28 protein-coding genes are annotated in these 26,427 nt (G+C 57.4%); 12 read left to right on the top strand and 16 right to left on the bottom strand.

Going from position 1 to position 26,427, the window contains the following annotated elements; all coding sequences use genetic code 11:
• Positions 1-17 precede the first annotated feature (17 nt).
• The 6 genes from scpB to Q0239_RS10755 all read right to left on the bottom strand — a co-directional run bounded on the left by scpB (position 18) and on the right by Q0239_RS10755 (position 5,865).
• Complete coding sequence (scpB, locus tag Q0239_RS10780; RefSeq protein ID WP_298602523.1) at positions 18-650, bottom strand: SMC-Scp complex subunit ScpB; 633 nt, start codon at positions 648-650, stop codon at positions 18-20.
• Positions 647-1,444, bottom strand: coding sequence for a ScpA family protein (locus Q0239_RS10775; protein ID WP_298602521.1), 798 nt, complete (start codon positions 1,442-1,444; stop codon positions 647-649). Before Q0239_RS10775 ends, scpB begins: the two co-directional genes overlap by 4 nt.
• Positions 1,435-2,499: a beta-N-acetylhexosaminidase gene (gene nagZ, locus Q0239_RS10770; protein WP_298602519.1), complete on the bottom strand. Its 1,065-nt coding sequence runs from the start codon at positions 2,497-2,499 to the stop codon at positions 1,435-1,437. Before nagZ ends, Q0239_RS10775 begins: the two co-directional genes overlap by 10 nt.
• Positions 2,500-2,689: 190 nt before the next feature.
• A complete protein-coding gene (locus Q0239_RS10765; RefSeq protein WP_298602516.1) occupies positions 2,690-3,352 on the bottom strand; it encodes an SPOR domain-containing protein in 663 nt (220 codons plus the stop codon).
• 32 nt (positions 3,353-3,384) lie between these two features.
• A complete protein-coding gene (gene argS, locus Q0239_RS10760; RefSeq protein ID WP_298602513.1) occupies positions 3,385-5,112 on the bottom strand; it encodes an arginine--tRNA ligase in 1,728 nt (575 codons plus the stop codon).
• Positions 5,113-5,220: 108 nt separating this feature from the next.
• Complete coding sequence (locus tag Q0239_RS10755) at positions 5,221-5,865, bottom strand: hypothetical protein (protein WP_298602510.1); 645 nt, start codon at positions 5,863-5,865, stop codon at positions 5,221-5,223.
• Positions 5,866-5,989: 124 nt separating this feature from the next.
• On the opposite strand from Q0239_RS10755, the gene ispH reads away from it, so the two are divergent.
• The 3 genes from ispH to rnhA are packed head-to-tail and all read left to right on the top strand — an operon-like array spanning position 5,990 to position 8,369.
• Positions 5,990-6,961 (top strand): 4-hydroxy-3-methylbut-2-enyl diphosphate reductase, encoded by a 972-nt coding sequence (ispH, locus tag Q0239_RS10750; RefSeq protein ID WP_298602507.1) that lies wholly within the window; start codon positions 5,990-5,992, stop codon positions 6,959-6,961.
• Entirely contained in the window at positions 6,961-7,932 is a 972-nt protein-coding gene (gene thrB / locus Q0239_RS10745; protein WP_298602504.1) for a homoserine kinase, read from the top strand. The genes ispH and thrB overlap by 1 nt, the downstream gene beginning before the upstream one ends.
• Complete coding sequence (rnhA, locus tag Q0239_RS10740) at positions 7,929-8,369, top strand: ribonuclease HI (RefSeq protein ID WP_298602501.1); 441 nt, start codon at positions 7,929-7,931, stop codon at positions 8,367-8,369. Before thrB ends, rnhA begins: the two co-directional genes overlap by 4 nt.
• Positions 8,370-8,375: 6 nt before the next feature.
• On the opposite strand, the gene Q0239_RS10735 is transcribed toward rnhA, so the two are convergent.
• The 3 genes from Q0239_RS10735 to Q0239_RS10725 all read right to left on the bottom strand — a co-directional run bounded on the left by Q0239_RS10735 (position 8,376) and on the right by Q0239_RS10725 (position 10,707).
• Entirely contained in the window at positions 8,376-8,549 is a 174-nt protein-coding gene (locus Q0239_RS10735; RefSeq protein ID WP_298602498.1) for a DUF1508 domain-containing protein, read from the bottom strand.
• A gap of 77 nt (positions 8,550-8,626) precedes the next feature.
• Positions 8,627-9,733, bottom strand: coding sequence for an FAD-binding oxidoreductase (locus tag Q0239_RS10730; RefSeq protein ID WP_298602495.1), 1,107 nt, complete (start codon positions 9,731-9,733; stop codon positions 8,627-8,629).
• Positions 9,730-10,707 (bottom strand): alpha/beta fold hydrolase, encoded by a 978-nt coding sequence (locus Q0239_RS10725; protein ID WP_298602492.1) that lies wholly within the window; start codon positions 10,705-10,707, stop codon positions 9,730-9,732. The genes Q0239_RS10730 and Q0239_RS10725 overlap by 4 nt, the downstream gene beginning before the upstream one ends.
• Before the next feature lie 42 nt (positions 10,708-10,749).
• Between Q0239_RS10725 and Q0239_RS10720 the strand changes: the two genes are divergently transcribed.
• From Q0239_RS10720 to Q0239_RS10690, 7 genes are read left to right on the top strand one after another with little or no spacing between them, the layout of a single operon-like run.
• Positions 10,750-11,223 (top strand): prepilin peptidase, encoded by a 474-nt coding sequence (locus tag Q0239_RS10720; RefSeq protein WP_298602489.1) that lies wholly within the window; start codon positions 10,750-10,752, stop codon positions 11,221-11,223.
• 42 nt (positions 11,224-11,265) lie between these two features.
• On the top strand, positions 11,266-12,282 hold the full coding sequence (cpaB, locus tag Q0239_RS10715) for a Flp pilus assembly protein CpaB (protein ID WP_298602486.1): 1,017 nt from the start codon (positions 11,266-11,268) through the stop codon (positions 12,280-12,282).
• A 4-nt stretch (positions 12,283-12,286) separates the two neighbouring features.
• Positions 12,287-13,906 (top strand): type II and III secretion system protein family protein, encoded by a 1,620-nt coding sequence (locus tag Q0239_RS10710; protein WP_298602483.1) that lies wholly within the window; start codon positions 12,287-12,289, stop codon positions 13,904-13,906.
• A 20-nt stretch (positions 13,907-13,926) separates the two neighbouring features.
• Positions 13,927-14,508, top strand: coding sequence for a CpaD family pilus assembly protein (locus Q0239_RS10705; RefSeq protein WP_298602480.1), 582 nt, complete (start codon positions 13,927-13,929; stop codon positions 14,506-14,508).
• Entirely contained in the window at positions 14,508-15,767 is a 1,260-nt protein-coding gene (locus Q0239_RS10700) for a pilus assembly protein CpaE (protein ID WP_298602477.1), read from the top strand. Before Q0239_RS10705 ends, Q0239_RS10700 begins: the two co-directional genes overlap by 1 nt.
• Before the next feature lie 60 nt (positions 15,768-15,827).
• Entirely contained in the window at positions 15,828-16,790 is a 963-nt protein-coding gene (locus Q0239_RS10695; protein WP_298602474.1) for a type II secretion system F family protein, read from the top strand.
• A gap of 18 nt (positions 16,791-16,808) precedes the next feature.
• On the top strand, positions 16,809-17,810 hold the full coding sequence (locus Q0239_RS10690) for a type II secretion system F family protein (protein ID WP_298602471.1): 1,002 nt from the start codon (positions 16,809-16,811) through the stop codon (positions 17,808-17,810).
• Positions 17,811-17,863: 53 nt separating this feature from the next.
• Here the strand turns inward: Q0239_RS10690 and Q0239_RS10685 are convergent, their stop codons facing one another.
• Positions 17,864-18,871: a fumarylacetoacetate hydrolase family protein gene (locus Q0239_RS10685; protein ID WP_298602468.1), complete on the bottom strand. Its 1,008-nt coding sequence runs from the start codon at positions 18,869-18,871 to the stop codon at positions 17,864-17,866.
• Positions 18,872-18,969: 98 nt separating this feature from the next.
• Between Q0239_RS10685 and Q0239_RS10680 the strand changes: the two genes are divergently transcribed.
• Positions 18,970-19,896 carry a C13 family peptidase gene (locus tag Q0239_RS10680; RefSeq protein ID WP_298602550.1) on the top strand — a complete coding sequence of 309 codons (927 nt, stop codon included), beginning with the start codon at positions 18,970-18,972 and terminating at the stop codon, positions 19,894-19,896.
• A gap of 8 nt (positions 19,897-19,904) precedes the next feature.
• On the opposite strand, the gene Q0239_RS10675 is transcribed toward Q0239_RS10680, so the two are convergent.
• From Q0239_RS10675 to Q0239_RS10650, 6 genes are all read right to left on the bottom strand, one after another.
• Complete coding sequence (locus tag Q0239_RS10675; protein ID WP_298602465.1) at positions 19,905-20,459, bottom strand: VOC family protein; 555 nt, start codon at positions 20,457-20,459, stop codon at positions 19,905-19,907.
• The gene (gene hppD / locus Q0239_RS10670; protein WP_298602462.1) at positions 20,456-21,550 is read right to left on the bottom strand and encodes a 4-hydroxyphenylpyruvate dioxygenase; all 1,095 of its coding nucleotides are present in this window, start codon (positions 21,548-21,550) and stop codon (positions 20,456-20,458) included. Before hppD ends, Q0239_RS10675 begins: the two co-directional genes overlap by 4 nt.
• A 103-nt stretch (positions 21,551-21,653) precedes the next feature.
• A complete protein-coding gene (locus Q0239_RS10665; RefSeq protein ID WP_298602459.1) occupies positions 21,654-22,112 on the bottom strand; it encodes a MarR family winged helix-turn-helix transcriptional regulator in 459 nt (152 codons plus the stop codon).
• Positions 22,113-22,121: 9 nt separating this feature from the next.
• Positions 22,122-24,272, bottom strand: a complete 2,151-nt coding sequence (locus Q0239_RS10660) for a TonB-dependent receptor (RefSeq protein WP_298602456.1) — start codon at positions 24,270-24,272, stop codon at positions 22,122-22,124.
• Positions 24,269-24,901: a maleylacetoacetate isomerase gene (gene maiA / locus Q0239_RS10655; RefSeq protein ID WP_298602453.1), complete on the bottom strand. Its 633-nt coding sequence runs from the start codon at positions 24,899-24,901 to the stop codon at positions 24,269-24,271. The genes Q0239_RS10660 and maiA overlap by 4 nt, the downstream gene beginning before the upstream one ends.
• A gap of 3 nt (positions 24,902-24,904) precedes the next feature.
• Positions 24,905-25,744 carry an ABC transporter permease gene (locus Q0239_RS10650; RefSeq protein ID WP_298602450.1) on the bottom strand — a complete coding sequence of 280 codons (840 nt, stop codon included), beginning with the start codon at positions 25,742-25,744 and terminating at the stop codon, positions 24,905-24,907.
• A gap of 92 nt (positions 25,745-25,836) precedes the next feature.
• On the opposite strand from Q0239_RS10650, the gene Q0239_RS10645 reads away from it, so the two are divergent.
• Positions 25,837-26,427, top strand: a 591-nt coding sequence (locus Q0239_RS10645) for a GcrA family cell cycle regulator (protein ID WP_298602447.1), incomplete at its 3' end; no start/stop codon positions are given.

Below are 26,427 nucleotides of genomic sequence, written 5' to 3'. Positions count from 1 at the left end.
TTCGTTGCCAAAAGGATTTAGGCGCTTTCGTCACCGATTTCCAGTTCGCTGTCGCCCCCTTCAGGCATATCTCCACTTTCAACTGCAGACAGCCCTTGCAAACCTTCTAGCGCAAGGTCGACCGGATCGAGCAAACCCGCAGCTTTGAGGTCGGCAATTCCCGGCAAATCCCGCCGCGATGCGAGTCCAAAATGTGTCAGAAATTCCCCGGTAGTCGCGTAAATCAGCGGCCGCCCTGGCACTTCGCGTCGGCCTGCCGGCCGCACCCATCCCGCTTCCATTAAAACGTCGAGCGTGCCCTTCGAAATCTGCACACCGCGGATTGCCTCAATCTCCGCCCGACTGACGGGCTCATGATAGGCGATGATAGCCAGCGTTTCGACCGCCGCGCGGCTCAGCTTGCGGCTTTCCTCACGCTCCCGGCGCAGCAGATGCGCAAGGTCTGCAGCGGTCTGGAAATGCCAAGTCTTGCCGCGCTTTACCAGTTCAACACCTCGCCCCTGATAATGCTCTTCCAGCTTGGCTAGCGCGTCAGGAACATCAACTTCTTCGCCGACATAAGCCCGTATCTGGTCGACAGTCATCGGCGCGTCGGAAGCGAACAATGTTGCCTCCACCGCCCGAACGGCCGGATCATGTTCGATCATCATTTCGCTGCCCCCGCACTTCGTTTGACCATCAACGGCGCAAAGCTGGTTTCCTGCTGCAATTCCACTCTGCCCTGCTTTGCCAGCTCGAGCATCGCCAGAAAACTCGACGCCAGCGCCGATCGACGCAATGCGGGCTCCGCATCGGCCGGAAGAAATGCCTCCAACTGGGTCCAGTCGAGCGCATGGCCGAGCATCGCCGAAACGCGGTCGAGCGCCTCTTCCAGCGTCATGACCGCGCGGCGTTTGACGACGTGCATTACCGGTGCGTTGCGCGCCTGAATTTGCCCATAGGCGGAGAGCAGTTCGAAAAAGTTGCAGTCCCAAGCCGTCGTGCGGACAACACGCAACCCTTCCGGTGTACCGCGCAAAAAGATGTCGCGCCCGATGCGGTCGCGCGCCATCAGCCGCGCACCGCTCTCCCGCATCGCGTTCAAACGCTCGAGGCGCAACTGCAGGCGTAGCGCTAACTCTTCGGGCGACGGATCGATCTCCGGATCCTTTGGCAACAAGAGCGCCGATTTCAGATAAGCGAGCCATGCCGCCATCACGAGATAATCAGCTGCAAGCTCCAGCTTCAACGCGCGGGCGTTTTCAATGAACCCGAGATATTGCTCGACCAGCTGTAAAATCGAAATCTGCCGGAGATCGACCTTCTGTGTGCGTGCGAGCGTGAGCAGCAAATCGAGCGGCCCTTCCCAGCCGTCAATCTCGATGGTTAGCCGCTCGTCGCCCTCGTCAGAAACGGCCAAAACCGCATCCGGTGCGTCAAATGCAAGGTCTTCGTCTAAGCCCATGACGCACCTGTTGCAGCCTTGGTCGCCTTTTCATCTGCCAAATGCTCAGCAAGGGCCAGCAGTTCGTCCCGCTTGGCAAGCAGAAAATCGAGCCGCTGCTGATCGAATGTGACGGAAGGAAGCGCCGCAGTCGCTGCATCAAACCTTCGACGCGCCTCATTCGAAATATCCGGCAGCCTTTCCACAATCGCAACCATCTCGTCGAACCGCCCCCAGCAATTGAGCGCGACATCGCAACCTGCCGCGATGCAATCGACCGCATGGGTGGGCACATCGCCTTTCAGCGCCTTCATCTCCAGATCATCGCTCATCAGCAAACCGTCAAAACCGATTTCACTTCGAATGATGTCGTGAATGACTGTTGGCGACATAGTGGCACAGCGCTCAGCGTCCCAGGCATCATAGACCAGATGGGCGGTCATCCCCATGGTCGCTGTATTAAGGGCACGAAACGGCGCGATGTCCTGTTCAAGTTCCTCGCGCGTCGCATGTACGTGGGGCAGTTCGAAATGGCTGTCGACCAGCGCGCGCCCATGCCCGGGCATATGCTTGATTACGCCCGCCACGCCACCCTTCTGCAGGCCATCGAGCACGGCGCGGCCAAGCGCTGCTACGCGCATCGGATCAGACCCCATCGCTCGGTCACCAATGGCGGGCGGGGGATCGGGCACGCGGACATCCAGCACCGGCAAATAGTTCACGGTTATGCCAACTTGATTCAGCACCAACCCCAGCGCTTCGGCGTTAACCCGTGCCGCTTCGATCGCGGTCATGGCGGAAATGTCGTATAATGCATCAAAGGCCGAACCAGGCGGAAAGTCGGGCCAAGTCGGCGGCTGCATCCGCATCACCCGGCCACCTTCCTGGTCGATGAAAATCAGCACATCCTCACGTCCGTTAATCGAACGCAATGAGTCCGTCAGCGCACGCAATTGCTCCCGATCGCGAATGTTGCGCCGGAAAAATGTGTATCCGACAGGATTAACTTCTGCAAATAAGGCGCGTTCATCGGGGGTCAGTTCTTCGCCGGACAGCCCGAAGATGACAGGTTTCATAACTGGACCGAACTCCGAAATTCTCTCAGAAAAAAGGCTAGGTCAGCTTGGCTTCACTGACAAGCTCGACGCTGTCGTCATTCGGCGAAACTTGTGCAAAACCGGCAAAAAATAGGCCGTGGAGCGATGCCCCGCTCCACGGCCGAAAATACCTTCATCCCCCAATGAAGGCAAATCCGCCTTTCGGCGATTACTTGACCACCATGCAATTCTCGCCGGCCGCCTTCAGCTTGGCGCACAATTGCTGAGCCGCCGCCGGATTGGCGGTGACGGCTTGCAGTCGATAAACTTTGCGTCCGCCCTCTGCAGCGCCTTCGGCGATGCGACGATTGAGGCCAGACAGGAAACCGAAGCGCTTGCCCATCGCAGCCCAAGCCTGGTCGGCCTTGGCGGAGTCACTGAAGGCGCCCAGCTGCACAAAGCCCGAACCTGCGGGAGCAGAGCCTGCCTTGACGGGTGCGGCAGCCGGTGCCTGTTGCGGCGCCTGAGCGGCTGCCTTAGCTTTGGCTGGATCGATCGATACCTCGACCTTCTTTCCTTCACTGGCGGCGAAAGCAGCGTCGCCTTCGCCTTCGAAATTCTTGCCTTCGCGATCGGCAGGCGCAACCTTGTAGTCGCCCTCCTGCGCGGCAATCAGCTCGCCATTGCCCGACGTGCCGCCGGACTGATTGCGTTGTATCCAGTAAATACCACCCACAATAGCAGCAAGCAGAGCAAGACCAGCTAGCACCAAACCGGCAACTTTCAGCGGGGAAGCGCTTTCCTCATACTCATAACCATCAGCGGTCTCGAGCCAAGGCAGACGATCGGGATCGTCCAGGCCCAAATCTTCGTCGCGATTGCTATCGGTCATCGCATTTAATTCCTCTGGTCACCTATGCCGGGTTACATCTGCATTGCGGCTTCAACACCCATCAATCGCAGCCCGTTTCGAATAACCTGCCCGACTTTATCTGCCAAGAAAAGCCTTGCACTGCTCAATTCTGGGGATTGTGCCAATATGAAGCGCTTGTCCGGATGGTCGTTACCGAGGTTCCAATAAGCATGGAAGGCCGCAGCCAGATCGCCGAGGAAGAAAGCGATGCGATGCGGCTCGCCAGCCTTTGCCGCAGCCTCTACGATTCGCGGCAGATTTGCGCATTCACGGATCAGTGTCATCTCTTCTTCACCAAGCAGGTCGAGATGCTCTGCTCCCGGCTTGAAGCCCTCCTCAGCCTCAGCCTTGCGCAGCGTCGAGCTGATACGGGCGTGGGCATATTGCACATAGAAAACCGGATTGTCCTTCGACGCCTCGACGACCTTGGCAAAGTCAAAATCCATCTGTGCATCGGCCTTGCGCGTCAGCATCGTGAAGCGCACGACATCCTTGCCGACTTCACGCACGACATCGGCCAAGGTCACGAAGTTGCCTGCCCGCTTTGACATTTTGATCGGTTCGCCGCCGCGCAGCAGGCGCACCATTTGCACCAGCTTCACGTCGAACTCCACCTTGCCTTCGGTCAGCGCTGCGACCGCTGCCTTGATGCGTTTGACTGTCCCTGCATGGTCAGCACCCCAGATGTCGATCAGCCAGTCGGCATTTTGCGCCTTCTGGAAGTGATAGGCCATATCGGCACCGAAATAAGTCCAGCTGCCATCCGATTTGCGGATCGGGCGGTCTTGGTCGTCGCCAAACTCGGTCGATTTGAACAAAGGCAATGTGACAGGCTCCCAATCGGGATCGGGTTCGCCCTTGGGCGGTTCGAGCTCACCGTCGTAAACGAGCCCGTGTTCGCGCAGAAATGCCTCCGCGGCCTCAGGTTTCTTCGCGCGTTGCACGTCGGCTTCCGAAGCAAAGATATCGTGATGAATACCCAACAATGCGAGGTCCGAACGGATCATCTCCATCATCATGGCAACCGTAAATTGCCGAAAAGGAATCAGCCATTCGGATTCGGGCGCAGCCACGAATGTTTCGCCATGTTTCGCAGCAAGTTTCTGCCCGACCGGAACCAGATAATCGCCGGGATAGAGCCCCTCGGGGATATCGCCAATGGCCTCACCCAGAGCCTCGCGATAGCGCAGGTGCGCCGAACGCGCGAGCACATCAACTTGACCGCCCGCATCGTTGACATAATATTCGCGGGTCACCTTATAGCCAGCAAATTGCAGCAAATTGGCCAACGCATCGCCAACCACCGCGCCGCGGCAATGCCCCATGTGCATCGGGCCTGTCGGGTTAGCCGAGACATATTCGACATTCACCGTCTTGCCCGTGCCGAGCGTTGAGCGCCCGTAATCATCGCCTTGGTCGGCGATAGCTTGCAGTTCCGCCAGCCAGACCGATGCCTCAAGTTTCAGGTTGAGAAAACCGGGCCCAGCAATTTCGACGCCCGTGACACCCGGCACCTTGCGCAACTCTCCAGCAATCGCCTCAGCCAAAGCGCGCGGATTGGTCCCCGCAGGTTTTGCCAGCACCATGGCGGCGTTGGTTGCCAGATCGCCATGCGAAGCATCGCGCGGCGGCTCAACCGTTACGGCTTTACGATCGAGACCGCCAGGCAGGGTTCCAGCGGTTTCCAGCGCATCAAGCGCGTGGTTCAAATGGGTGGCAAATTGGACAAAGAGGGTCACTGGGGTCTTTTCCTGAAATAGGGATGCGGCTGCGTAGGTCTTGCAGCCCCCTAGTCCATGCCACGGAAAAGAAAAAGGGGGCCGGGGCGGCCCCTTTCGGGCGCGCCCTTATCGGGTCACATTATATCGGAGCTGATCTTCGGTTAGTTGGAAGCCGAGGAGAAGTTCGAAGCTGGCGCGTTGGATTGCGGCACGCACTTCGGGATCGGCCATCGGATCAAGCGCTGCGTCGACATCGCCAGGCTTGCGCTTACGCGTTATTTTTTCCACAATTTCCGGGGGCAAAGCGGCCGAAGCAGGATCGATGTAGGCTGCACCCTTAGCCGCTGCCTGCGCACGATACTGCCCATCGGCAAAATTCACAGTTACCTGCCCGATCCGCTTCGCCACGACGGCAGTCCCGCCCTGAACCACGGTGGAAAAATAGGGGAGCGTCACTGAACGCGCGCCGCGGGCATCACTCCGTCTGGCCTGAACCTCGAAATCCGCGACCGAATAGATTTTCGCGCCACTGCTGTTGCATGACGGCCGGACCTTGGTGATCGACGCAACGACATCGACCGAATCCGCATTTTGCGGCGCGCCCTGCACGAACAGCGTAATATCTCCGGTACCGTCAGCCACCGCCACCGTCGGGCAGCCGGTGCGAGTTGCCGTGACACCTACACCCGAGTTAACCTCCAACTCACCATCCTTTGCACAGCCTGCCAAAACCAGCAGAGCGAGCGGTGCTGCGTGCAATAGGATTTTCATGGATATAGCTTCCTCAATCTTGTGCCGTTTCGGCGTTCGGTGCGTCTTTATCTGGCAGCACTATACAGTGCAACAAGGGAAAGGCCTTGGCCAATGCCACCGGATTACCTAAATGACATTGCACATGACTGAACAAAACGAAAATCGCCGCCGCCTCGATATCCTGTTAGCTGCTCCGCGCGGCTTTTGCGCGGGCGTGGATCGCGCCATCCAGATTGTGGAGCAAGCGCTTGATCGTCATGGCGCGCCGATCTATGTGCGGCACGAAATCGTGCACAATAAATTTGTTGTCGACAGCTTACGGGCAAAAGGCGCCATTTTCGTTGACGAACTCGATGAAGTTCCCGCCAATGCGCATGTGGTGTTTTCTGCGCATGGTGTTCCGAAATCGGTGCCAGCAGATGCACAAAATAGGGGTTTGGCCTATTTTGACGCCACTTGCCCGCTCGTTTCTAAAGTGCATCGCCAGGCCGAACGTCAGGTCGAGGCGGGGCGCCATATTCTTTTTGTCGGCCATAAGGGACATCCCGAAGTGATCGGAACTTTCGGTCAGGTAGCTTCCGGAGCGATGACGCTGGTCGAAACCGAGGAAGACGCCGAAAAGGTGGAGGTCGCAGACGCTGAGAATTTGGCGTTCCTGACGCAAACCACACTTTCGGTCGATGATACGGCCGAAATCGTTGCTACGCTGCAAAGGCGTTTCCCAGCAATAGTCGGGCCCAAAGGCGAAGATATATGTTACGCAACGTCGAACCGGCAGGCTGCGGTCAAGGCAATTGCCCGTCGTTGCGATCTGGTAATCGTGATAGGCGCACCGAACAGTTCTAATTCGCTTCGATTGGTAGAGGTCGCTGAGCGAGCAGGTACGCCAGCACGGCTTGTGCAGCGGGCAGAAGAAATCGATTTCGACTGGTTGGACAGCGTAAAAACGTTGGGGATAACTGCGGGTGCCTCAGCCCCGGAAGTGCTGGTACGCCAGTTTATCTCGCGAATTTCAGAACGGTTCGATGTTCACGAAGACCAAGTAGTAACCGCCGAAGAAAGCATCACCTTCAAGCTACCTCGCGAGCTCGCAGCAGCCGCCGACCCGGCCTGATGGCAGTTTACACACAAGTCAGCGCCGAGGCGGCAGCGGAATTGCTGGCGCGCTATGACGTGGGAAAGCTTGTCTCGCTCAAAGGCATCGCCGAAGGTGTAGAAAACAGTAATTATCTTCTCGAAACGGATCGAGCCCGTTTCATCCTCACGCTATACGAAAACCGCGTAAATCCGGCGGACCTGCCATATTTCCACAATTTACTGGCACATCTTCACAATGCTGGCTGCCCCGTGCCGCGCTTTATCGATGATAGCACAGGCCAGTGGCTGCAGGATGTTCGCGGCAAGAAATCCTGCCTCATCGAATTCCTCCCCGGCATTTCGGTTTCAGAGCCGACACCAACACAAGCCCATGCGGTCGGTCAATCTTTGGCAAAAGTGCATCAGGCGGTCGGTGATTTTGGCGAGATCAAGCCAAACCCCTTGGGTCACAAAAGCTGGAGACCGCTCTTCGACCAGTGCGATAAGGTCGCCGCCGATGCGCTGCAAGCCGGCTTTGCCGACGATATTGCACGCGAATGCGACTGGCTGTCCGCGAACTGGCCAAAAGATTTGCCCCAATGCGCGGTTCATACCGACCTTTTTCCAGACAATGTGCTATTTCGGGGTGATCAGGTAGGAGGCTTGATCGATTTCTACTTCGCCTGCACCGACTACCGCGCGTATGATCTAGCAGTAACCCATGCAGCATGGAGCTTTACCACCGACGGGCGTCAATATCTGGCTGACATTGGTGAAGCCTTGCTTGCTGGATATGGCGAAGTTATCAAGCTTGAGGAAACCGAAGTACAATCCTTCCCTTCGCTGGCACGCGGGGCATCGTTACGATTCCTGCTCACCCGTCTATTTGACTGGATTAACACGCCCGCCGACGCGATGGTGACGCGCAAGGACCCTCTGGCCTTTTATCACCGGCTTGTTTTCTATCGCAGCATAGAAAGCAGTAAATTGTTCGGAAACGCGCCATGAAGAAGGTAGAAATTTTCACCGACGGTGCCTGCAAGGGCAATCCCGGACCGGGTGGTTGGGGTGCTGTGGTCCGTTATGGCAAGCACGAAAAGGACATATCCGGCAGCGAGCCAGACACAACCAACAACCGCATGGAAATGACAGCGGCAATCAGGGCGCTCAACCTGCTTATTGAACCCTGCTCCGTCACTTTACATACCGACAGCAAATATGTCCTCGACGGCATCACAAAATGGGTTGAGGGATGGCAACGTAATGGTTGGAAAAACGCCTCGAAACAACCCGTTCGAAATGCCGATTTATGGCACGAATTGATCGAAGCAGTCGCCCGACACAAGGTCGAATGGGTGTGGATCAAAGGCCATAACGGCCATGCCGAAAATGAACGGGCAGACCGGCTAGCCAGCGATGCTGCTGCCGCAGCCGCAACGCTCTAGCCATTTTCAACCTTCGCGGGTTTCAGCCCCCGGTCCGTTTTTCTGGATCGATTCGATGGCATTTTTGGCTGAAGCCTTGCTTTTATAGCCCTCGGTCCAGAAAATCGTTTCACTGTTATATTTGAAATAGGCGACATATTCGCCAGCCTTGTTCTGCTTGATTTCAAAATAGTGAGCCATGGTTCGTCCTTTGCACAGAGCCGTGATACGCTAGACTATCAACCTGTGAGTCTTGCGCAAGCCAAAGGCGTGTAAAATCAACCGAATCTATCTGGCGAGTATAGGGCTGGGTCAATCGCGCGAGGAATTTCGTCCTCATTGATTTGCGCTGCAGCAAGTTTTGCAACAGCAGGTGCAGTCTGGATACCAAAACCACCTTGCCCAGCCAGCCAGAAGAATTGCTCGTTTCGCGGATCGCGCCCGATAACGGGCTTCCTGTCTGGTGCGAAGCTTCGCAAGCCGGCCCATTTGCGCTCTATCCGCTTGATTTTCCAGTCGACCACTTGTTCAAAGCGATCGAGCGCGATTGCGACTTCAAGCTCCTCGGGCGCGGCATCGCATGGCGGTGTCGCGATTTCATCATGCGGGCTTACCCACAACCGCCCACCCGCATCGGGTTTAAAGTAGAAACTGCCATCCAGTCCGACGACGAGTGGCAAATCGGCAGGTGCGGCAGGAGCAATTTCAATTTGCACGACGGTGCGTCGATAGGGTTGGATGGCCAATCTCCGGATGCTCGCAAGTTCCGCAATTGAATCTGCCCATGCACCGGCCGCATTGACCACTATTTCGGCCTCAAACTGACCAGCAGCGGTCTCGATTGACCAATAGCCATCGACAAAGGCCAGTGCGCTTACAGGAGCCCTGCATTGAATTTCACAACCAAGCCGTCTGGCTGCCCCAAGATATGCCTGATGCAAGGCTGCAACATCGATGTCACAACAATCAGGCTCCCACAAGGCGACGTCCCAGCCGTCCCTGCGCCCCGTAAGATGTCGCTCGATCTGATTGGCGGATAGTTTCTCGAGGGCGACCGAGCTCGCAGCAAAATCTGCCTGCATGTCCTCAGCGTTTGAATGGCAATCTGGCGTCCCGATATGCAGGGCCCCGCGCGGGGCCAAAAATCCACGGTCGGAAAACTCAGCAGGAGGGGTTGAGAGGAACTGGAACGAAGCTGTTGTCAGCGGCTGGATAGCCGGCCCACCATAGGTTTCGCTCCAGAACGCCGCCGAGCGGCCCGTTGAATGATAACCGGGATATTCCTCTGCCTCGAGCAGCAAAACTGATTTCGCAGCTCCAATCTCGGCGGCAAGGCTCGCGCCTGCCATTCCTGCGCCAACAACGGCAATATCAAAACGGCTCATGGTTTGGGTACATTGCGATCGAGAAAGTTTTCGATGGCGGCGATGCATTTGTCGCGGACAGGGTCGGCTTCGCGCAAAAGTTCATGCGCAGCCTCATTACCAAACAAGACCAACTCGCTATTCGGTAGCCTTTTTGCATCGCGAATGACCCTTTTGGTATCGACAAGATGATCGGCAGTTGTCGCTAACAGTAAGATAGGTACGGTCACCCCTTCCATGACTCCAGGCGCATTCAACTGACGCGTTGAAGCAATTGCCCGTTCGACCCAATGCCAGCTCGGGGGCCCAAGTCGCACCTCCGGTCGTTTATGCCACCAATAAAGTTCGTCCGCATAACGTTGCGAATCATGTGTCAGTATCTTGGCGCGCGCATTAAGTGGTGAGCCGGGCTTCTCACCCTCCTTCCAAGCGGCCCTTTCGGGATTGCCAAGGGCGCGGAGCAGTTTGGCAACCGCGTGATGCATCGCATAAGGCAGCCCCATCGTCTGGATACCCAACATGGGTGCCGATAAAGCGACCGCATCCGGATCGATTGCCTTTTCGCATAACGAACGCATGACCAAATGCCCGCCCATGCTATGGGCAACCACTATATGCGGCCCAGGCCCCTTGGCTTTCCATTCGCGCCAAAACGCACCCAAGTCCGAAACCCAGGTCGAAAAATCATCGACATGGCCGATATGCGGATCCCCCAGCAGTCGACCTGAACCGCCCTGCCCGCGCCAGTCAATCGCCGTTACCTGCCAGCCTGAACGGGCAAAATGGTCCAGCGTTTCAAGATATTTCTCATAATGGTCGCCCCGACCGGGTAGAAAAAGCATCGATCCGCGCGGTTCGGATAAGCCTTCACCATCATCGTTTAGCGCGGCCCAATCTATCCGCCGAATCCGCCAGCCATCCGGCGCAGTCCAGAATCCTTCGTGCGCGTAACTCGGGATGGCACGCCGTATCGTTTCCGTTTGGGCTTCAGGCATGGTTACCTTTTAGAAAGTTCTGATGGTTAACAGTGCGGCAATATGGACCAGAATTTTTTCGCTTACGCGCTGCTTGGCGGCTTGGCAATCGGCCTGCTGGTGTCGATCTATTCCGACATTCGGCACCGCCTCATTTACAATTGGGTGACAGCGTCAATTGCGCTCGCCGCACCTCTTTATTGGCTCGCGACGGGGACATTTACCTGGCCTGAAGTTGGCTATTATCTCGGCGCAGGAATCGCGACTTTCCTGTTCTTCGCGCTGTTTTTCTACTTCGGCATGATGGGTGGTGGCGACGTGAAATTGTTCGCGGCAGTCGCCCTATGGTTTCCGCCTCTGGTCGTCATCAAATTTGTTTTCAATGCCAGTTTGCTCGGTGCGCTGGTAACCATAATTTTCTTCATCGTTCACAAGATACGAAAAGGAAGCGGTCACGTCCGCATTCCATATGGCGTCGCAATTTCGCTCGCCGGCCTTTGGTGCGCCGGTGAACGTTTTTTTAACCATTTTAGGTGATTAGCTGTCTCATTCAGGGGACCGTTCAGGAGCTTGTTCGTCATGGATAGGAAAAAAGTAATCTTGCTGGTCTGCGCGCTGCTGATAGCCGCAGTCACCGCGTTTATGGCGCGCAGCATGTTCTCGGGCGGAGGCGCACCCCAAGCGGTTGCGCAAAAACCCGTCGCCACTGGCCCAAAGGTCATCGTTGCAACACGGGCATTGCCGGTTGGAACAATTCTGACTGCAGACAGCATTCGCTATCAGCCGTGGCCGGAAGAGCTGATCGAGGAAGCCTATTTCATCAAGAAGGATGGCGAGCCTGACCAGACGACCACATTGGTCGGCACGGTTGTGCGCAATCCGATTACAGCCGGACAGCCGATTACCCAAGGTTCGCTTGTCGCACCTGGCGATCGTGGTTTCCTTGCTGCGGCACTCGGACCCGGCATGCGTGCGGTATCGGTCCCAGTCTCTACACTCACTGGTGTTTCAGGCTTTGTCTTCCCGGGCGACCGTGTCGATCTTGTCCTGACACAAAATGTCAGCGGCGCAGGCACAGGTCAGCCCTTGAAAGTTTCGGAAACCATCATCCGCAACCTTCGAGTCCTGGCAACTGATCAGCGCTCGACGCCAAGCGTCGATGAAAAAGGCAATAGCATTCCTTCGAAGTACAAGTTGGTGACCATCGAAGTGACGCCGCGCATTGCAGAAAAAATCGCCGTGGCGCAGACGATCGGTACGATCAGTCTCTCGCTCCGTTCGCTCGCCGACAACGCAGCCGAGCTCGAAATGGCGCTGGCATCAGGCGATGTGAAATTGCCCAAGGGCGCAACTGCTGAGGAAGAAGAAAAGTTCCTCGCCTCGGTTCAGAAGCAACCGACTGCAGGCCCGAGCACCTATGCAACCGGCGGCGATGTCTCACGTTTCCAGCGCAGCAGCCTTCCCGCAATCACGCCCGTGCAGATTGCAGCAGAAGCCGTGAAGGTTGAAAAACAGATCGAACAGGTTCGCCGTGGCAGCGTCGTCCGCGTCTCTCGCGCCGGTGCTGTCGAAGAAGTCAATGTGGACCGGAGGTAATAAAATGACCATCAAATCACTCATGAAATCCGGTGCTGCAGCGATTATCTTCGCCGCCTCCATTTCCACCGTCGCCAGCGCGGCTCCTGCAAAAGCAGACCCTGCTGCATCCAAAACCGGCGGCCGCGTGATCGTTCTGTCGGTCGGACGTGGCGAGCAGATCAATCTTGGCTCTTCGGTATCCGACGTTGTTGTTTCTAACCCGACGATCGCCGATGTCGATGTCCGCAGCCCCCGGCAGCTTTATATCCTGGGTAAAGGGCAAGGCGAAACGACCGTGTATGCAACAGATGCTGCGGGACGGACGATCTATTCAGCAACGATCCGCGTAGGTAACAATCTCGACTCGGTTGACCAGATGCTGCTGCTCGCAATGCCCGAAGCCGACATCAAGGTTTCGACCATGAACGGTGTGGTACTGCTTACCGGCACCGTTGCCCAACCTGAAGATGTGCAGGAAGCTGAAACACTGGTTCAGGCGTTTGTTGGCGATGCGACAAAAGTCGTCAGTCGACTGAAGACCGCCGTTCCAATGCAGGTCAATCTGCAGGTCCGGATTGCGGAAGTCAGCCGTTCGCTGGCCAAGGAAATTGCATCAAATTTCACAACTCGCGACAATGACGGCAATGGCCTTGTCTTTGGCGTCGGTCGCGGTCGCAATGTGGGTACCATTGGCGATCTCAACACCAGCGCCTTTCCGCGCCTGGATGCGTCGTCGCTGTATGGCCTTCCCGCAGGATCGATCTCATTGCCGTTCAATCCGGCTACCGGTCAGTTCATCACCGGCGGTACGCAATATACCTTCAATAACCCGGTTGGAAGCAATGTGCTGAACCTCGCGGGCAAATTGTTCGGTATCGATGTCGCAGCTGCGTTTGACATTGCCGAGCGCGCCGGTCTTTCGACCACGCTTGCTCAACCTAATCTCACCACTATCTCTGGTGAATCCGCAGAATTTCTGGCTGGCGGGCAGTTTCCGATACCGGTGGCGGACAATTTTGGCGCGACCACCGTGCAGTTCCGCGATTTTGGTGTCAGCCTTCGCTACACCCCAACGGTCCAGTCTGACGGTCGCATCCTCCTGCGGGTCCGTCCGGAAGTCTCGGATATCTCATCGCAGGGTGCTGTTCGGATCGCGGGAACCGAAATACCGGCGATCACCACACGTATGGCAGAAACAACGGTCGAACTGGGTTCTGGCCAGAGCTTTATGATTGCCGGGCTGCTCTCAAACTCGGCGAACACCTCGGTCGATAAATATCCGGGCCTGGGCGATGTTCCGGTTCTCGGTGCCCTATTCAAGTCAAATGGCTGGAAGCGCAACGAGACCGAACTGGTCATCGTCGTTACGCCCTATCTGGTGAAGCCGGTCTCGGAATCAGAAATCAAGCTGCCGACCGACGGTTACAATACTCCGACTGATCTGGAGCGCATCCTGCTCAACAAGACCGCGTCGAATTTGACCGGATCTGCTGAACGCCCGATGCCGACTGTTGCGCCCGACAATGTGAAGGGCCCGGAGTTCGGCACCGTAAGCGAAGCCGCTCCGGCGATCAGCACCAAGCAGGCCAAGAAATCCAAATCCGGTGAAGCAGGGTCAGCACCCGGCTTCAGCTTCAATTGAGCGACGTGAGGAGCATGAACATGCGTGCAAAACTAATCTTGACAGCAACTTTGGCCTTCACGCTCGCCGGATGCGGCGCAAATGGTTCGAATACGTCGATGTACTCGACCAACCAACCGGTGGTTCAGCGCAACAACTATGCGCTCGACGTAAATGTCGACAGCAGCGCTGGACTCTCATCGTTCGAACAAAACCGTATCGCACAATGGTTTGAGGCCATGAAACTGCGATTTGGTGATCGCATCGCCGTGGACTTTGGCGATAGCTACCCCGATGCAGCAACCAAGCAGGCGGTGAGTGACCTCGCAGCCAAGCATGGTTTGCTGCTAAGCGAAACGGCACCGGTCACCGCTGGCAATGTAGTGCCCGGTACTGCCAGGGTAGTCGTGACCCGCTCGACGGCCAGCGTGCCCAATTGCCCGAATTGGACCAAAACCACTGAGGCCAATTACAACTCCAGCAACCATCCCAACTACGGATGCGCTACGAACAGCAATCTTGCTGCGATGGTTGCCGATCCCGAAGATCTAGTACGCGGCCGCGAATCCACTCCTGAAAACAGCCGTGGTGGATCGCGCAAGAAATCCGGAGGCGCAAACTAATGAACGCACCATTTAAAAGTGTCTCGGCCGGTGCCAGAGATCCGTTCACAGCCTATGTTTGCGATGACCTGACCCTCGATGTCGTCCGCACAGTTTGCGACGATATGGGGTGGCCGCAGGAAAAAGCCTTCAAAGGCGGCTTGCGCAACGCTGTCCAATCGCTGTCCGTATCGGCCAGCCCACAAATTCTGCTGGTTGACCTGTCGGAATCGGGCGACCCGATTTCGGACATCAATGGACTGGCTGAAGTTTGCGAACCCGGAACCGTCGTTATCGCGATGGGTCAGGTCAATGATGTTCGGTTGTACCGCGATCTCATGCTTTCAGGCCTGCAGGACTATCTGCTTAAGCCAGTAAGTCCCGATGCGCTTCGCGATGCCGTGACACATGCCCAGATGATCCTCAACGCGCCAAAGCACGACGACGGAGCCAAGGAACATCCGCACCTGTCGACCGCAGTTATCGGTACACGCGGCGGCGTAGGGGCATCGACCATTGCAACATCAATTGCCTGGTTGCTGTCTGAACGAATGGGTCACCTGACGGGTCTTCTCGATCTCGACGTCCACTTCGGAACGGGCGCTCTGGCATTAGATCTGGAGCCGGGCCGCGGGTTGACCGACGCAATCGACAATCCGAGCCGTATTGACGGGCTTTTCATCGAGCGCGCAACAATCAAGGCCAATGACAAGCTCTCCATTCTGTCAGCTGAAGCTGCGATCAGCAGCCCCATCATGACAGACGGGTCGGCCTTCTTCCAGTTGCAGGAAGAATTCCGGGCAGCGTTCGAGAACACAGTTATCGATCTGCCACGCAACATGCTGATCGCTTACCCGCATCTTTTGCACGATGTGAATGTGGCGGTGATTGTCTGCGAACTGACACTGGCTTCGGCGCGTGATGCCATTCGCCTGCTTGCGTGGCTGCGCGCAAACGCACCGTCTTGCCAGACGATCGTCGTTGCCAACAAAGCCCAGGCCGGCGGCATCGAGATTTCACGCAAGGATTTTGAAAGCTCAATCGAGCGCAAGATTGATCTGGTAATCCCGCTGGACTCAAAAGCAACGGCGCAGGCTGCCAAACTCGGCAAACCACTGGTCGACTCTGTCCGTTCGAGCAAGGTGGCCTCGGGTATCGTCGCTTTGACCGACATGATCAAGTCAACAGGCGTCCCCGAAGAAGAGGCAACCGAGTCTAAAGCCGCATCGTCGAAAAAATCTATGATGTCTGGTTTCAAGTCGCTGTTGGCAAAAAAATAACACTCGAATGCCACACCGGTGTCCCGCAAGGGACTCCGATTGGGGCAGAGGCGGTAAAAGATGAACAATCTGGTTCTCATTTTTGGTTTGGTGGCCTCGCTCATCCTTTTGGGATTTGCCTTTGCAGGACCTGCAACGGGGAAAGCAGCGAACCGACGACTGAGTGCGGTAAAAATCCGCCATTCGGACTCGGTTGACGCCAAACTTGAGCAACAAATGCGCAAGGCAGTGGCCGCGCGTCGACCGATCATGTTCACCGAAGGCACGAAAATGAGCGTGACCGATCGCCTGCGCCTGCGCCTTCAACAGACAGGCAAAAAATGGAGGCTGAACCAGTATCTCTATGTCAGCGGCGGGATTTTTATCGCCATATTCGGAATACTGACAATTCGGGGAGCACCGATGTTGCTCGCTCTTGGCGGGGCAACTTTTCTCGCTCTGGCCGTGCCGCACTTTTCCGTCAGTTACCTGATCCGCAAACGGATCAATGACTTCACCGCAAAATTTCCGGAAGCGATCGAATTGCTCGTTCGCGGATTGAAATCAGGCCTTCCGGTTGGTGAAACGCTCGGCGTCGTTGCCCGCGAAATCCCGGGCCCAGTTGGCGAAGAATTCAAGATTGTGACCGAAAAGATCAAGATCGGCAAAACCATGGAAGATGCACTGCAGGATACAGCAGAGCGGCTTGGCACACCCGAATTCCAGTTCTTCGTAATCACTCTTGCCATCCAGCGCGAAACCGGGGGTAACCTTGCGGAAACGCTGTCAAACCTCGCCGACGTGTTGCGTAAACGCGCACAGATGAAGCTGAAGATTCGTGCCATGTCGTCCGAATCCAAAGCGTCGGCCTATATCGTCGGTTCGCTGCCGTTCATTGTCTTCGCGCTCGTCTGGTCGGTAAACCCGGAATATCTGGGGGGCTTCTTTGTCGAGCAACGCCTGATGATCGCCGGCATAGTTGGACTGGTCTGGATGAGCATTGGTGTTGGTATCATGGCCAAAATGGTCAGCTTTGAAATCTAAGGGACAGGACCGAGAAAGATGAACAGCGCTCAACCTCCTGGACCCGAAATCATGGGCATCGACGTCATGTGGGTAGCCACTCTGATGACGGCGATTGCCAGTTTTGCGGTGATACTTGCCATCTATGCGGCAGTCACAGTTCGCGACCCGATGACCAAGCGCGTCAAGGCGCTGAACGAACGTCGTGAGCAGTTAAAGGCTGGAATTTCGGCGTCGACCGCAAAGAAGCGTGCCAAGCTGGTGCGCAACACCGAAACGACCGACAAAATGCGCCAGTTGCTGTCGTCGCTCAAGGTGTTGCAGGATGATCAGATCAAGGTCGCGCAACAAAAACTGGCGCAAGCCGGCATCCGCCGTAAGGAACTTGCGGTTGCGGTGATCTTCAGTCGGCTTGTCGGGCCGATCCTGCTTGGCGGCGGAGCCTTGTTCTGGATTTACGGCATGGGTGGCCTGGCCGATTGGACGCCATTCAAGCGTTTTGCGGTGTTCGCTGCCATGGCAATTTTTGGCTACAAGGCAGCAGACATCTATCTCGGCAACCTTATACAGAAGCGAACCGATGCGATCCGCAAGGGTCTGCCCGATGCGCTCGACTTGCTTGTCATCTGCGCCGAAGCCGGTCTAACGGTCGACTCTGCCTTCAATCGCGTTGCAAAGGAACTTGGCCGCGGCTTTCCCGAACTGGGTGACGAGTTCGCACTCACGGCGATCGAGCTCGGCTTCCTGACTGAACGTCGCATGGCATTCGAAAACCTAGCTTATCGTGTCGATCTGGACTCGGTGAAGGGCGTGGTCACGACCATGATCCAGACTGAGAAATATGGTACGCCGCTCGCTTCGGCTCTCCGTGTGCTGTCGGCCGAATTCCGCAACGAACGCATGATGCGTGCCGAAGAAAAGGCCGCCCGCCTTCCCGCGATCATGACGGTGCCGCTGATCCTTTTCATTCTGCCGACACTGTTCATCGTGATTCTGGGGCCGGCAGCCTGCTCGATCGGCGATGCCTTTGCCAAGAAATAGGCTGATCGGAACTTAAACAGAAAAGGCGGGATGTTCCTCCCGCCTTTTTTGATTCAAGCTGCGACGACGGTCTGTTCGATCACCCCGAAAATTGGATGGTGTTTCTCATCGTCCATCCAGATGCGGACGGTATCACCCGCCTTCATGAAAGGCGTGACGGGTTTTCCGCCCTGGATAGTTTCAATCGTCCGGACTTCCGCGAGGCAGCTATAGCCAAGGCCGCCCTCTCCGATCGGTTTGCCCGGGCCACCATCAGCGTCACGGTTCGATACCGTACCCGAGCCAATGATCGTTCCGGCAGAAAGGTTTCGCGTCTTTGCCGCATGGGAGATAAGTTGTCCGAAATCGAACGTCATGTCGACGCCGGCATCGGCGCGGCCCAAGGGCTGTCCATTGAGGTCGACGCACAACGCACCATGCAGCTTTCTACCGTCCCAGCGATTGCCCAGTGTTTCGGGGGTTGCGAATACGGGTGAAAAGGCGCTGGCGGGTTTTGACTGGAAAAAGCCGAAGCCCTTGGCAAGCTCGTCTGGAATGAGGCCGCGCAGCGACACATCGTTGGTCAAGCCAACGAGTCGTATATAGTCCCTCGCCTGTTCGGCGCTTACACCCATCGGGACGTCGCCAGTCACCACAACAACTTCCGCTTCCATGTCGCAGCCCCAGGCGACGTCGCCAAGCGGGATATTATCACGCGGACCAAGGAAGCCATCCGATCCACCCTGATACATCAACGGATCGAGCCAGAAACTTTCGGGCATCTCTGCACCGCGCGCCTGCCGGACAAGGGCGACATGGTTCACATAAGCCGAACCGTCGGCCCATTGATAGGCGCGCGGTAAGGGCGACGCGGCATCATGCTCGTGGAACCGCTCCTTGGGGATCACATCATGTTCGAGGTCGGTGGCGAGCGCCTCCAGTCTAGGAGAAATGCGCGACCAATCATCCAGCGCGGCCTGCAGCGTCGCACAGATATGAGCTGCATCGGCATACCAGGCGAGATCATTGGACACGACGACCAGTTTGCCATCACGACCGGACTTTAAAGAGGCTAGTTTCATACGGGCTTCCTATTGTGTGGAGATATCATGGCCGGAATACAGGCTTGCGGCAATCGCTATATCCTGCCTAGATAAGCGAAGTTGGAGAGACAGTGGCTATGCGATGGAAAACGCTCGCCGCCGCACTTCTTGTTGCAACCGCAATGGCCGGTCCTTCGACCAGTCAGGTTGGTTTCAACAACCGCGAGGCGGCGGAAAATGGCTGGTCGATGGAGCAGAACCGCAGTGCGGCCTGGCACTATGCGCAGCATCGCCGACTGTCCTCCGCGCTTGCGACGTTGCAACCCCAGCGGCAGGGCATCATCGATGCCTATGTGGTGTCGATCGGTCTCGATTCCGATCCGGTGTTTGGTCGCGAAGCCGGAGAAGCCCAGAAAGTGCTGGCGCGCCGTTACGGAGCAACCGGACGCTCGATTTTCCTTGCAGCCGGTGCGGGGAAAGAAACTGTCGGTACCCCGCAAGGATCGCCGCCCAATCTGGCCACTGCACTGGCGGCGGTTGCCGCGAAAATGAATGTTAAGGAGGACGTCCTGGTCCTCTTTGCGACTACCCATGGCGACCCCAAATTGGGGCTGGTTTATCGTGACGGGAATAACGCGATCGGAATGATTGCGCCCAAGCGGCTGGCAGCAATGTTGGATGATCTGGGCATCCAGCGGCGTCTGATTATCCTCTCCGCCTGCTTTTCTGGGGTTTTCGTACCCGCACTCAACGACGACCAATCGGTGGTCATCACCGCAGCTTCGTCGCAGCGAACCTCGTTCGGTTGCAACCCCGGTAACGACTGGACCTTCTTTGGTGATGCCTTTGTCAACACTGCGCTCCGCAAACCGCAGAGCCTGGAACAGGCCAATGACGAGGCGCGTTCGTTGATCCTGTTGTGGGAAGCCGGTCGCGGGCTGGTCCCCTCCGACCCGCAAATCTTCATTGGCGACAAAGCGCGGATATGGCTCGATCCGCTTGAGGCGCGCATGCCCAAAACCGAAACGCCCAAGGTCGGGCGCGCCGCCAACGTTACGACCTGACCGCACTTTTATTCGGACGCTTCGATTGGTTCCTTGTGCAGCCATTCGGCGTGGCGCGGGGCTGTCTTGGTCTTGCTCCAATCATCGAGCATCATCGGGGCAACACGCTTCAGCTCGGCATATTGCTCGTCAGTGCCGATGTCGCAGGCAAGTTCGAGCCGGTGGCCATTGGGGTCGAAGAAATAGATGGAACGAAAAATGCCGTGATAGGTTGGCCCGATAACGTCGATACCGAGGGACTCGATATGCGCCTTGGCCGCTTTCAGCGTGTCGAAGTCGGCGACCTTGAACGCCAGATGTTGCACCCAAGCCGGGGTCTTTTCATCGCGGCCCATTTCAGGCTGGTTGGGCAGCTCGAAAAAGGCGAGCACATTTCCACCACCGCAATCGAGGAAGATGTGCATATAGGGATCATATTCGCCGGTAGACGGCACATGATCCTCGGCAAAGGCTGTGGTGTAGGTAAAGCCCAGAACGCGGGCATACCACTCTACCGTCTCCTTTGCGTCTTTGCAGCGATAGGCGACGTGGTGGATACGGTCGGTCTTGAACGGAACGGTCATTCGGCCACCTCCAATACGCCTCGTTCGATCTGGTCGCGCTCGATGCTTTCGAACAGCGCTTTGAAATTGCCTTCGCCAAAGCCTTCATCACCACGGCGCTGGATGAATTCAAAGAAGACCGGGCCGATTTCAGGCTGCGCGAAAATTTGCAGCAGCAAACGAGGTGTGCCGCCTTCGGTGGTTCCGTCTAGCAAGATGCCGCGCATCTTCAACGCGTCGACCGGCTCACCGTGACCGGGAAGCCGTTCGCCCAGCATCGCATAATAGGTGTCAGGCGGCGGCGTCATGAAGGTGACGCCCAGCTTTTTCAGGTTATCCCAGCAGGCGATCAGGTCGTCACAGATCAGCGCGATGTGCTGGATACCCTCACCATTATAGGCGCGCAGATATTCTTCGATCTGCCCTCCACCGGCTTTGCCTTCTTCGTTTAGCGGGATGCGGATCTTACCGTCGGGCGCAGTCATCGCCTTTGAAGTGAGGCCGGTATATTCGCCCTTGATGTCGAAATAGCGGATTTCGCGGAAGTTGAAGATCCGCTCATACCAGGCCGCCCAGTGGGCCATGCGGCCGCCATAGACATTGTGCGTCAGGTGATCGATCGACTTGAAACCGGCACCGACGGGAAAATGCTCGACACGCGGCAAAAAGACGAAATCAATGTCGTAGATCGACAACGCGTCCGGATTTTCGAGTGTGGCGTAGCGATCGACGAGGTAGATGAACGCGCCGCCAATGCCTTTGATTGCCGGGATGCGCAGTTCCATCACGCCGGTTTTGCTTTCGACAGGTTCGGCTCCGCGGTCGATCGCTTCCTTGTAAGCCTTGGCCGCATCCTTGACGCGGAAAGCCATGCCGCAGGCGCTGGGGCCATGTTCGGCGGCGAAATAGGCGGCGGGGCTGCGCGGTTCGTAATTGGCGATCAGATTGATCTCCCCCTGCCGCCAGAGATGTACGTCCTTCGAACGATGCTGGGCTACGCGGGTGAAGCCCATGCTTTCGAATACAGGTTCGAGAATGCCTTTTTCGGGCGCGCAAAACTCGACAAATTCAAAGCCATCAAGGCCGAGGGGGTTTTCAAAGAGATCGGGCATGGAGGGTTCATCCAGAGACAGTTGACCTATGTTCGGGGATCCCGAATCTGGCATATAGTATCAATTGAAACCAATTTGCGCAAGCGCGCATCCCGTGGCTCGGTCAGTCCGCCTTGCGCTCCATTTCGCTCACCCTAGCGCGCAGTTTGGCGAGCAGTTCGGCAAGCTGCGCTGCCTCTTCATTGCCCAAAATGCCCTCAATCTCGGTCTCCACCGAAAGCGCGAGCGGGACGATCTGATCGTAAAGCTCCTTGCCCACCGCCGTTAGCGCCAGATGGTGCGAGCGGCCGTCGGTTTCATTAGGCGCCCGCCCGATCAGCCCCCTCTCATCGAGCGCTTTCGAAGCGCGATTGACCGTAACCTTGTCCATCTGTGTCGCCGCAACCAATTCGCGCTGCGTCGCGCTGCCTCGTTCGCCGAGCACAGCCATCACTCGCCATTCGGGAATTTTGAGGCCAAAACGCCCCCGATAACTGCGCGCGATCAGGTCGCTGACCGCATTCGATGTAATCGAAAGCTGGTAAGGCAGGAATTCGCCAAGGGTCAGTTTGCGCTGCGACATGACCCGATGCTACTCAAATTTCCAGCTTGCGCCAAGCCAAAGGGTGCGGGGGTTGGTGCGTTCGATGATCCCAGTGCCCGAAATGGCCGCCTCAACCCGCGCATCGAAAAGGTTTTCCCCGCGCAATTGCAGACGCAATCCGTCACCGATCTCCAAACCGAAATCGATATCGAGAGTTAGCGCGTCATCAAGAGCGCGCACATTGGCGTCATCTTCAAATTGCGCGCCGACATAACGCAAAGTGGACGACGCAGAGACCGTATTGGCGGTGTAGGCCAAAGTGGCATTGCCAAAATGGCGAGGCACCTGTGCGGGACGCAGCCCGTCCAGCGCCGCCGAAGCGCCCGATCCGCGCACTTTAGCATCGACAAAGGCGTAGCCAAGTTTCAGCGCGAACTGATCAGTCAGGTCAAACCGTGCGTCGGCCTCTACCCCCTTGGAAACAATCGCGTCGAGATTTTGCCGTTGCCGATAGGTGCCGCCCGCCGCGACAAAACCGACGCCGGGGAAGTTGCCCGGCCCCTGCCCCAGCGTCACATTGGCGATGGCGTCGTTCAGCCGGTTGCGGAAAACGGTAACCCCCAACTCGATGTCAACGTTGCTATAAGCCAGCCCCGCATCAAAGCCCTCGACCCGTTCAGGCCGGAGTGCCTCATTGGCAGCAGTCGCATCGGCCCCGACACGGAAGGGCCGGTACAGCTCGTTGAGCGTCGGCAGGCGCCATGCGCGATAAGCCGCGCCGCGCAGGGTGAAGCCGTCGGCAAAATCCCAGCCAAAACCGGCGCGCCCGGTCCATTCGGTCCCGCTGCGATCAGCGAAGCGATCATCTGATCGTACCGTTCCGCCTATATTGACCTCACGCCGGAAGCCATCGGCAATCGTCCAGCGATCAAGCCTGCCGCCAGCCGACAGAGTCAGCGTGTCAAATGGCTGGTAACTCAGTTCGGCAAAACCGCCAAAGCTGTCGGTCTGCCCGCCTGCGGTGCGAAAGCGGGTGGGAGCACCCGCGACATAGGTGAAAAACTCACGTGTCTCCCCGCTCGTCCGCCGCCATTCACCGCCGAGGCGCAATTCAATTTGTTTTCCCACGGGAGGACGCACCTCAAAGCGCGCGCCCAGCCCGGTCGACGGCGTTGCAAATTGGTCCAGCGTTTGGGTGACGCTGTTGCGATTGGCCGCAATCGCGCCAAATTCTGAGGAAAATTCGCGCAACTGGACATAGCCCGTCGCAGACCACTGCCAATCACCCGTCCGGTCAACCAGCCGCAGGCTTGCGTCGACTCCGCTGTTGCTGTTGTCGCTAAAATCAACGCCGCGATCGCGCGTGTCGGTGAATGCACGCAGATTCGCCTGCAACTCTGTCGAGGCATTGAGCGGCGCCACCCCGCGCAACGAAACACCAGCCTGTTCGTATGGTGCTCGGCGATCAACCAACCCACGCTGGCCGGCCAGGATCGGAATGAATCCGTCGCCACGCGCGTAGCTTGCCGCTGCCGCAACCGATCCACTGCCGAGTTTGCCCGAATAGTTCGCCTTGCCGTCGATGCTGTTGCGGCTGCCATAAGCAAGCGCGAGAATGGCAGCTTCGCGATTTTGAACGCTTTCGAGTTCAATCACACCCGCAAGCGCACCGGGCCCGGCGCTGGGTTGCCCCCCGCCTTTGCGGACGCGAATACTCGCAAGATTGAGCGCATCATAGCCGGGCCAGCTGACCCAGCCACCGAAGGGGTCAGCCTGCGGCACATCATCGAGAAACAGGAGGGCACGCGAAGAAGCATTGCCGCCCAATCCGCGCAACGTGACGCCTTGGCTGGTCGGGTTGGCAGAGCGCGCGTCGGACCGGCGGAACTGTTGCAGGCCATTGACTGCCAGCAACGCACTTTCAAGCCGTTCGCCCGTCATTCCGGGTAAAGCAACCGTGCTGAAATCTTCGGTCAGGTCACTTTTGGCATCGGGCAACCTGCCGGTTACCAAGATGATGTCATCCGCCGAGACGATAGAAACGGGCAGGTTCGCAGGCCGCTCGATCCTGTGCCCGTAATGAACCAGATCGCGCTCGATCCGGTCCAGTTCCTCGCACTTTGCATCGCATGTCTGGGCATAAGCAGGCTGCGTCAGCGCCACCAGAGGCAGCGACAGTAGCGGCAATATATGTTTCATTCCGGCTTCACCGCCTCCGGCGCCGCCTTAGCAAAAGCCTCAATCGCGCGCAGTTCCGCATCGATCCGCACCAGCTTCGGAAAACCATCCAGCGGGGTATCAAAACGACGGGCATTGGCCATTTGCGGTACCAGGCAGATGTCGGCGAGGTTTGGTTGCGCGCCGCCGAAGAGGCCGCTTTCGGGTGCCATCGCCTCGAGCGCCGTGAAACCCTCGACGATCCAGTGGCGATACCAATCGGCGGTCGCACTCTCATCGGCACCAAATTGTGATTTCAACCTGCCCAGCACGCGCAGATTGTTGAGCGGGTGGATATCGGCCGCAATCACCAGCGCCTGCGCCAATGTCTTTGCCCGTTCTGCCGGATCGGAGGAGACCATCGGCGGATCGGGATATTTGGCATCCAGATAATCAATAATCGCCAGACTCTGCGTCAAATCATGTCCGTCAATCGACAGCATCGGCACAAACCCCTGCGGGTTTCGCGCAACATATTCGGGTTTCTTATGCGAGGCATCGAGCAGGTTCGTGGGAACAGCCGTGTACGCCACGCCTTTGACGTTCAATGCAATGCGAACGCGGTAGCTGGCCGACGAACGCCAATAATCGAACAGGATGATGTCGGACATTTTCTAGCTCCGCAACTTCCAGCCCGAACGGAGCAGCGCATAGGCAATGATGCCCAGAACCAGATTGATGCCGAGCAGCAACAGGCCGCCAAACAACACCGGGCTGTCAGCCGTGCCGATAAAGCCATAGCGGAAGCCCGAAATTGCATAGAAAAACGGGTTGGCATGGCTGACGGTCTGAAACGCGGGTGAAAGCTTGTCGACCGAGTAGAATGTACCCGAAAGCAAGGCAGCAGGCGCCACGACAAAATTGGCAATCGCCGCTGCATGATCGAATTTTTCTGCCCAGATCGAGGTAATCACGCCAATAAGCGCGAGCAAAGTCGATCCCATCAGGCCGAACCAGATCACCGCCCCATAATGGGCGGGCGTCACGCCTACCCCCGGCCATAGCGCCATCGCCAGCCAGACGGCCAAACCCACCATAATCGCACGGGTCACCGCCGCCCCGACCATCGCGATCAGCAATTCGAGGTTCGACAAGGGCGGCATCAGATAATCGACGATCGTCCCCTGGATTTTGCCGACCAGCAAAGAGAAGCTGCTATTGGCAAAACTATTCTGCATCATTCCCATGATGATCAGCCCCGGCGCGATGAAATCAGCAAAGGGCACGCCCAGCACCGAAGGCTTCACGCCGCCCAACGCGACGGTGAAGATAATCAGATACAGAAGCGTCGTGATCGCGGGTGCCCAGATCGTCTGCAACTGCACCTTCATGAAGCGCCGCACTTCTTTCAGATACAGTGTTTTCAGGCCGATCCAGTTGACGGTGCGGATCAAGCGTTCGGCAGGTTCGGCTTGAACCTCGGCAGCGGCGACATTAGATTTGTTGCTAGTCATCGCACAATCGACTATCGGCTTGCCCCTTGCGCGGCAAGGCGCTTTTATATGTTGTTGCCGATAGCGCCGCTTTTAATGTTTTGGAGTTTTCGATGTCCTGGACCGACGAACGGATCGACCGCCTGAAAACCATGTGGGAAAAGGGCCTGACCGCCAGCCAGATAGCTGACGAGTTGGGCGGCGTGAGCCGCAACGCCGTGATCGGCAAGGCCCACCGTCTTGGTCTCAAATCGCGTCCGTCGCCCGTGAAGGCCAATGATGGCGAAGCGAAGCCTGCGCCCAAGCCCAAGGCAAAGCCCGTCGAAAAGGCAGCGGCGCCGCGCCCATCCGCGCCGTCGTCGGGGTCAACCGAGCGCGTCATCCCGACTTATTCGACGCCCAGCGTCCCGCAGCCGCGTACCGATATGCCCAAGATCGTCTCGATCGGACCCGGCGGCTTCATGCGCCAGGGACCCGGCGACCAGCAGGCACCGATCCCCCCTGCCCCGCCGCGCCGTCTGGTTCCGGCCAAGCCGAGCCCGGAAATCGCCGACAAGACCAGCCTGCTTGATTTAAGCGACCGCGTCTGCCGCTGGCCGATGGGCCATCCGGGTGAACCTGATTTCCATTTCTGTGGCGAAGCTGTGAACCCCGGCTTCCCTTATTGCGTCGAACATTTCGGCCGTGCCTATCAGGCGCAATTG

The organism is uncultured Sphingorhabdus sp. (assembly GCF_937872355.1).
Classification (GTDB): Bacteria; Pseudomonadota; Alphaproteobacteria; order Sphingomonadales; family Sphingomonadaceae; genus Sphingorhabdus_B.
This window is presented reverse-complemented; position numbering and strand designations above follow the sequence as displayed.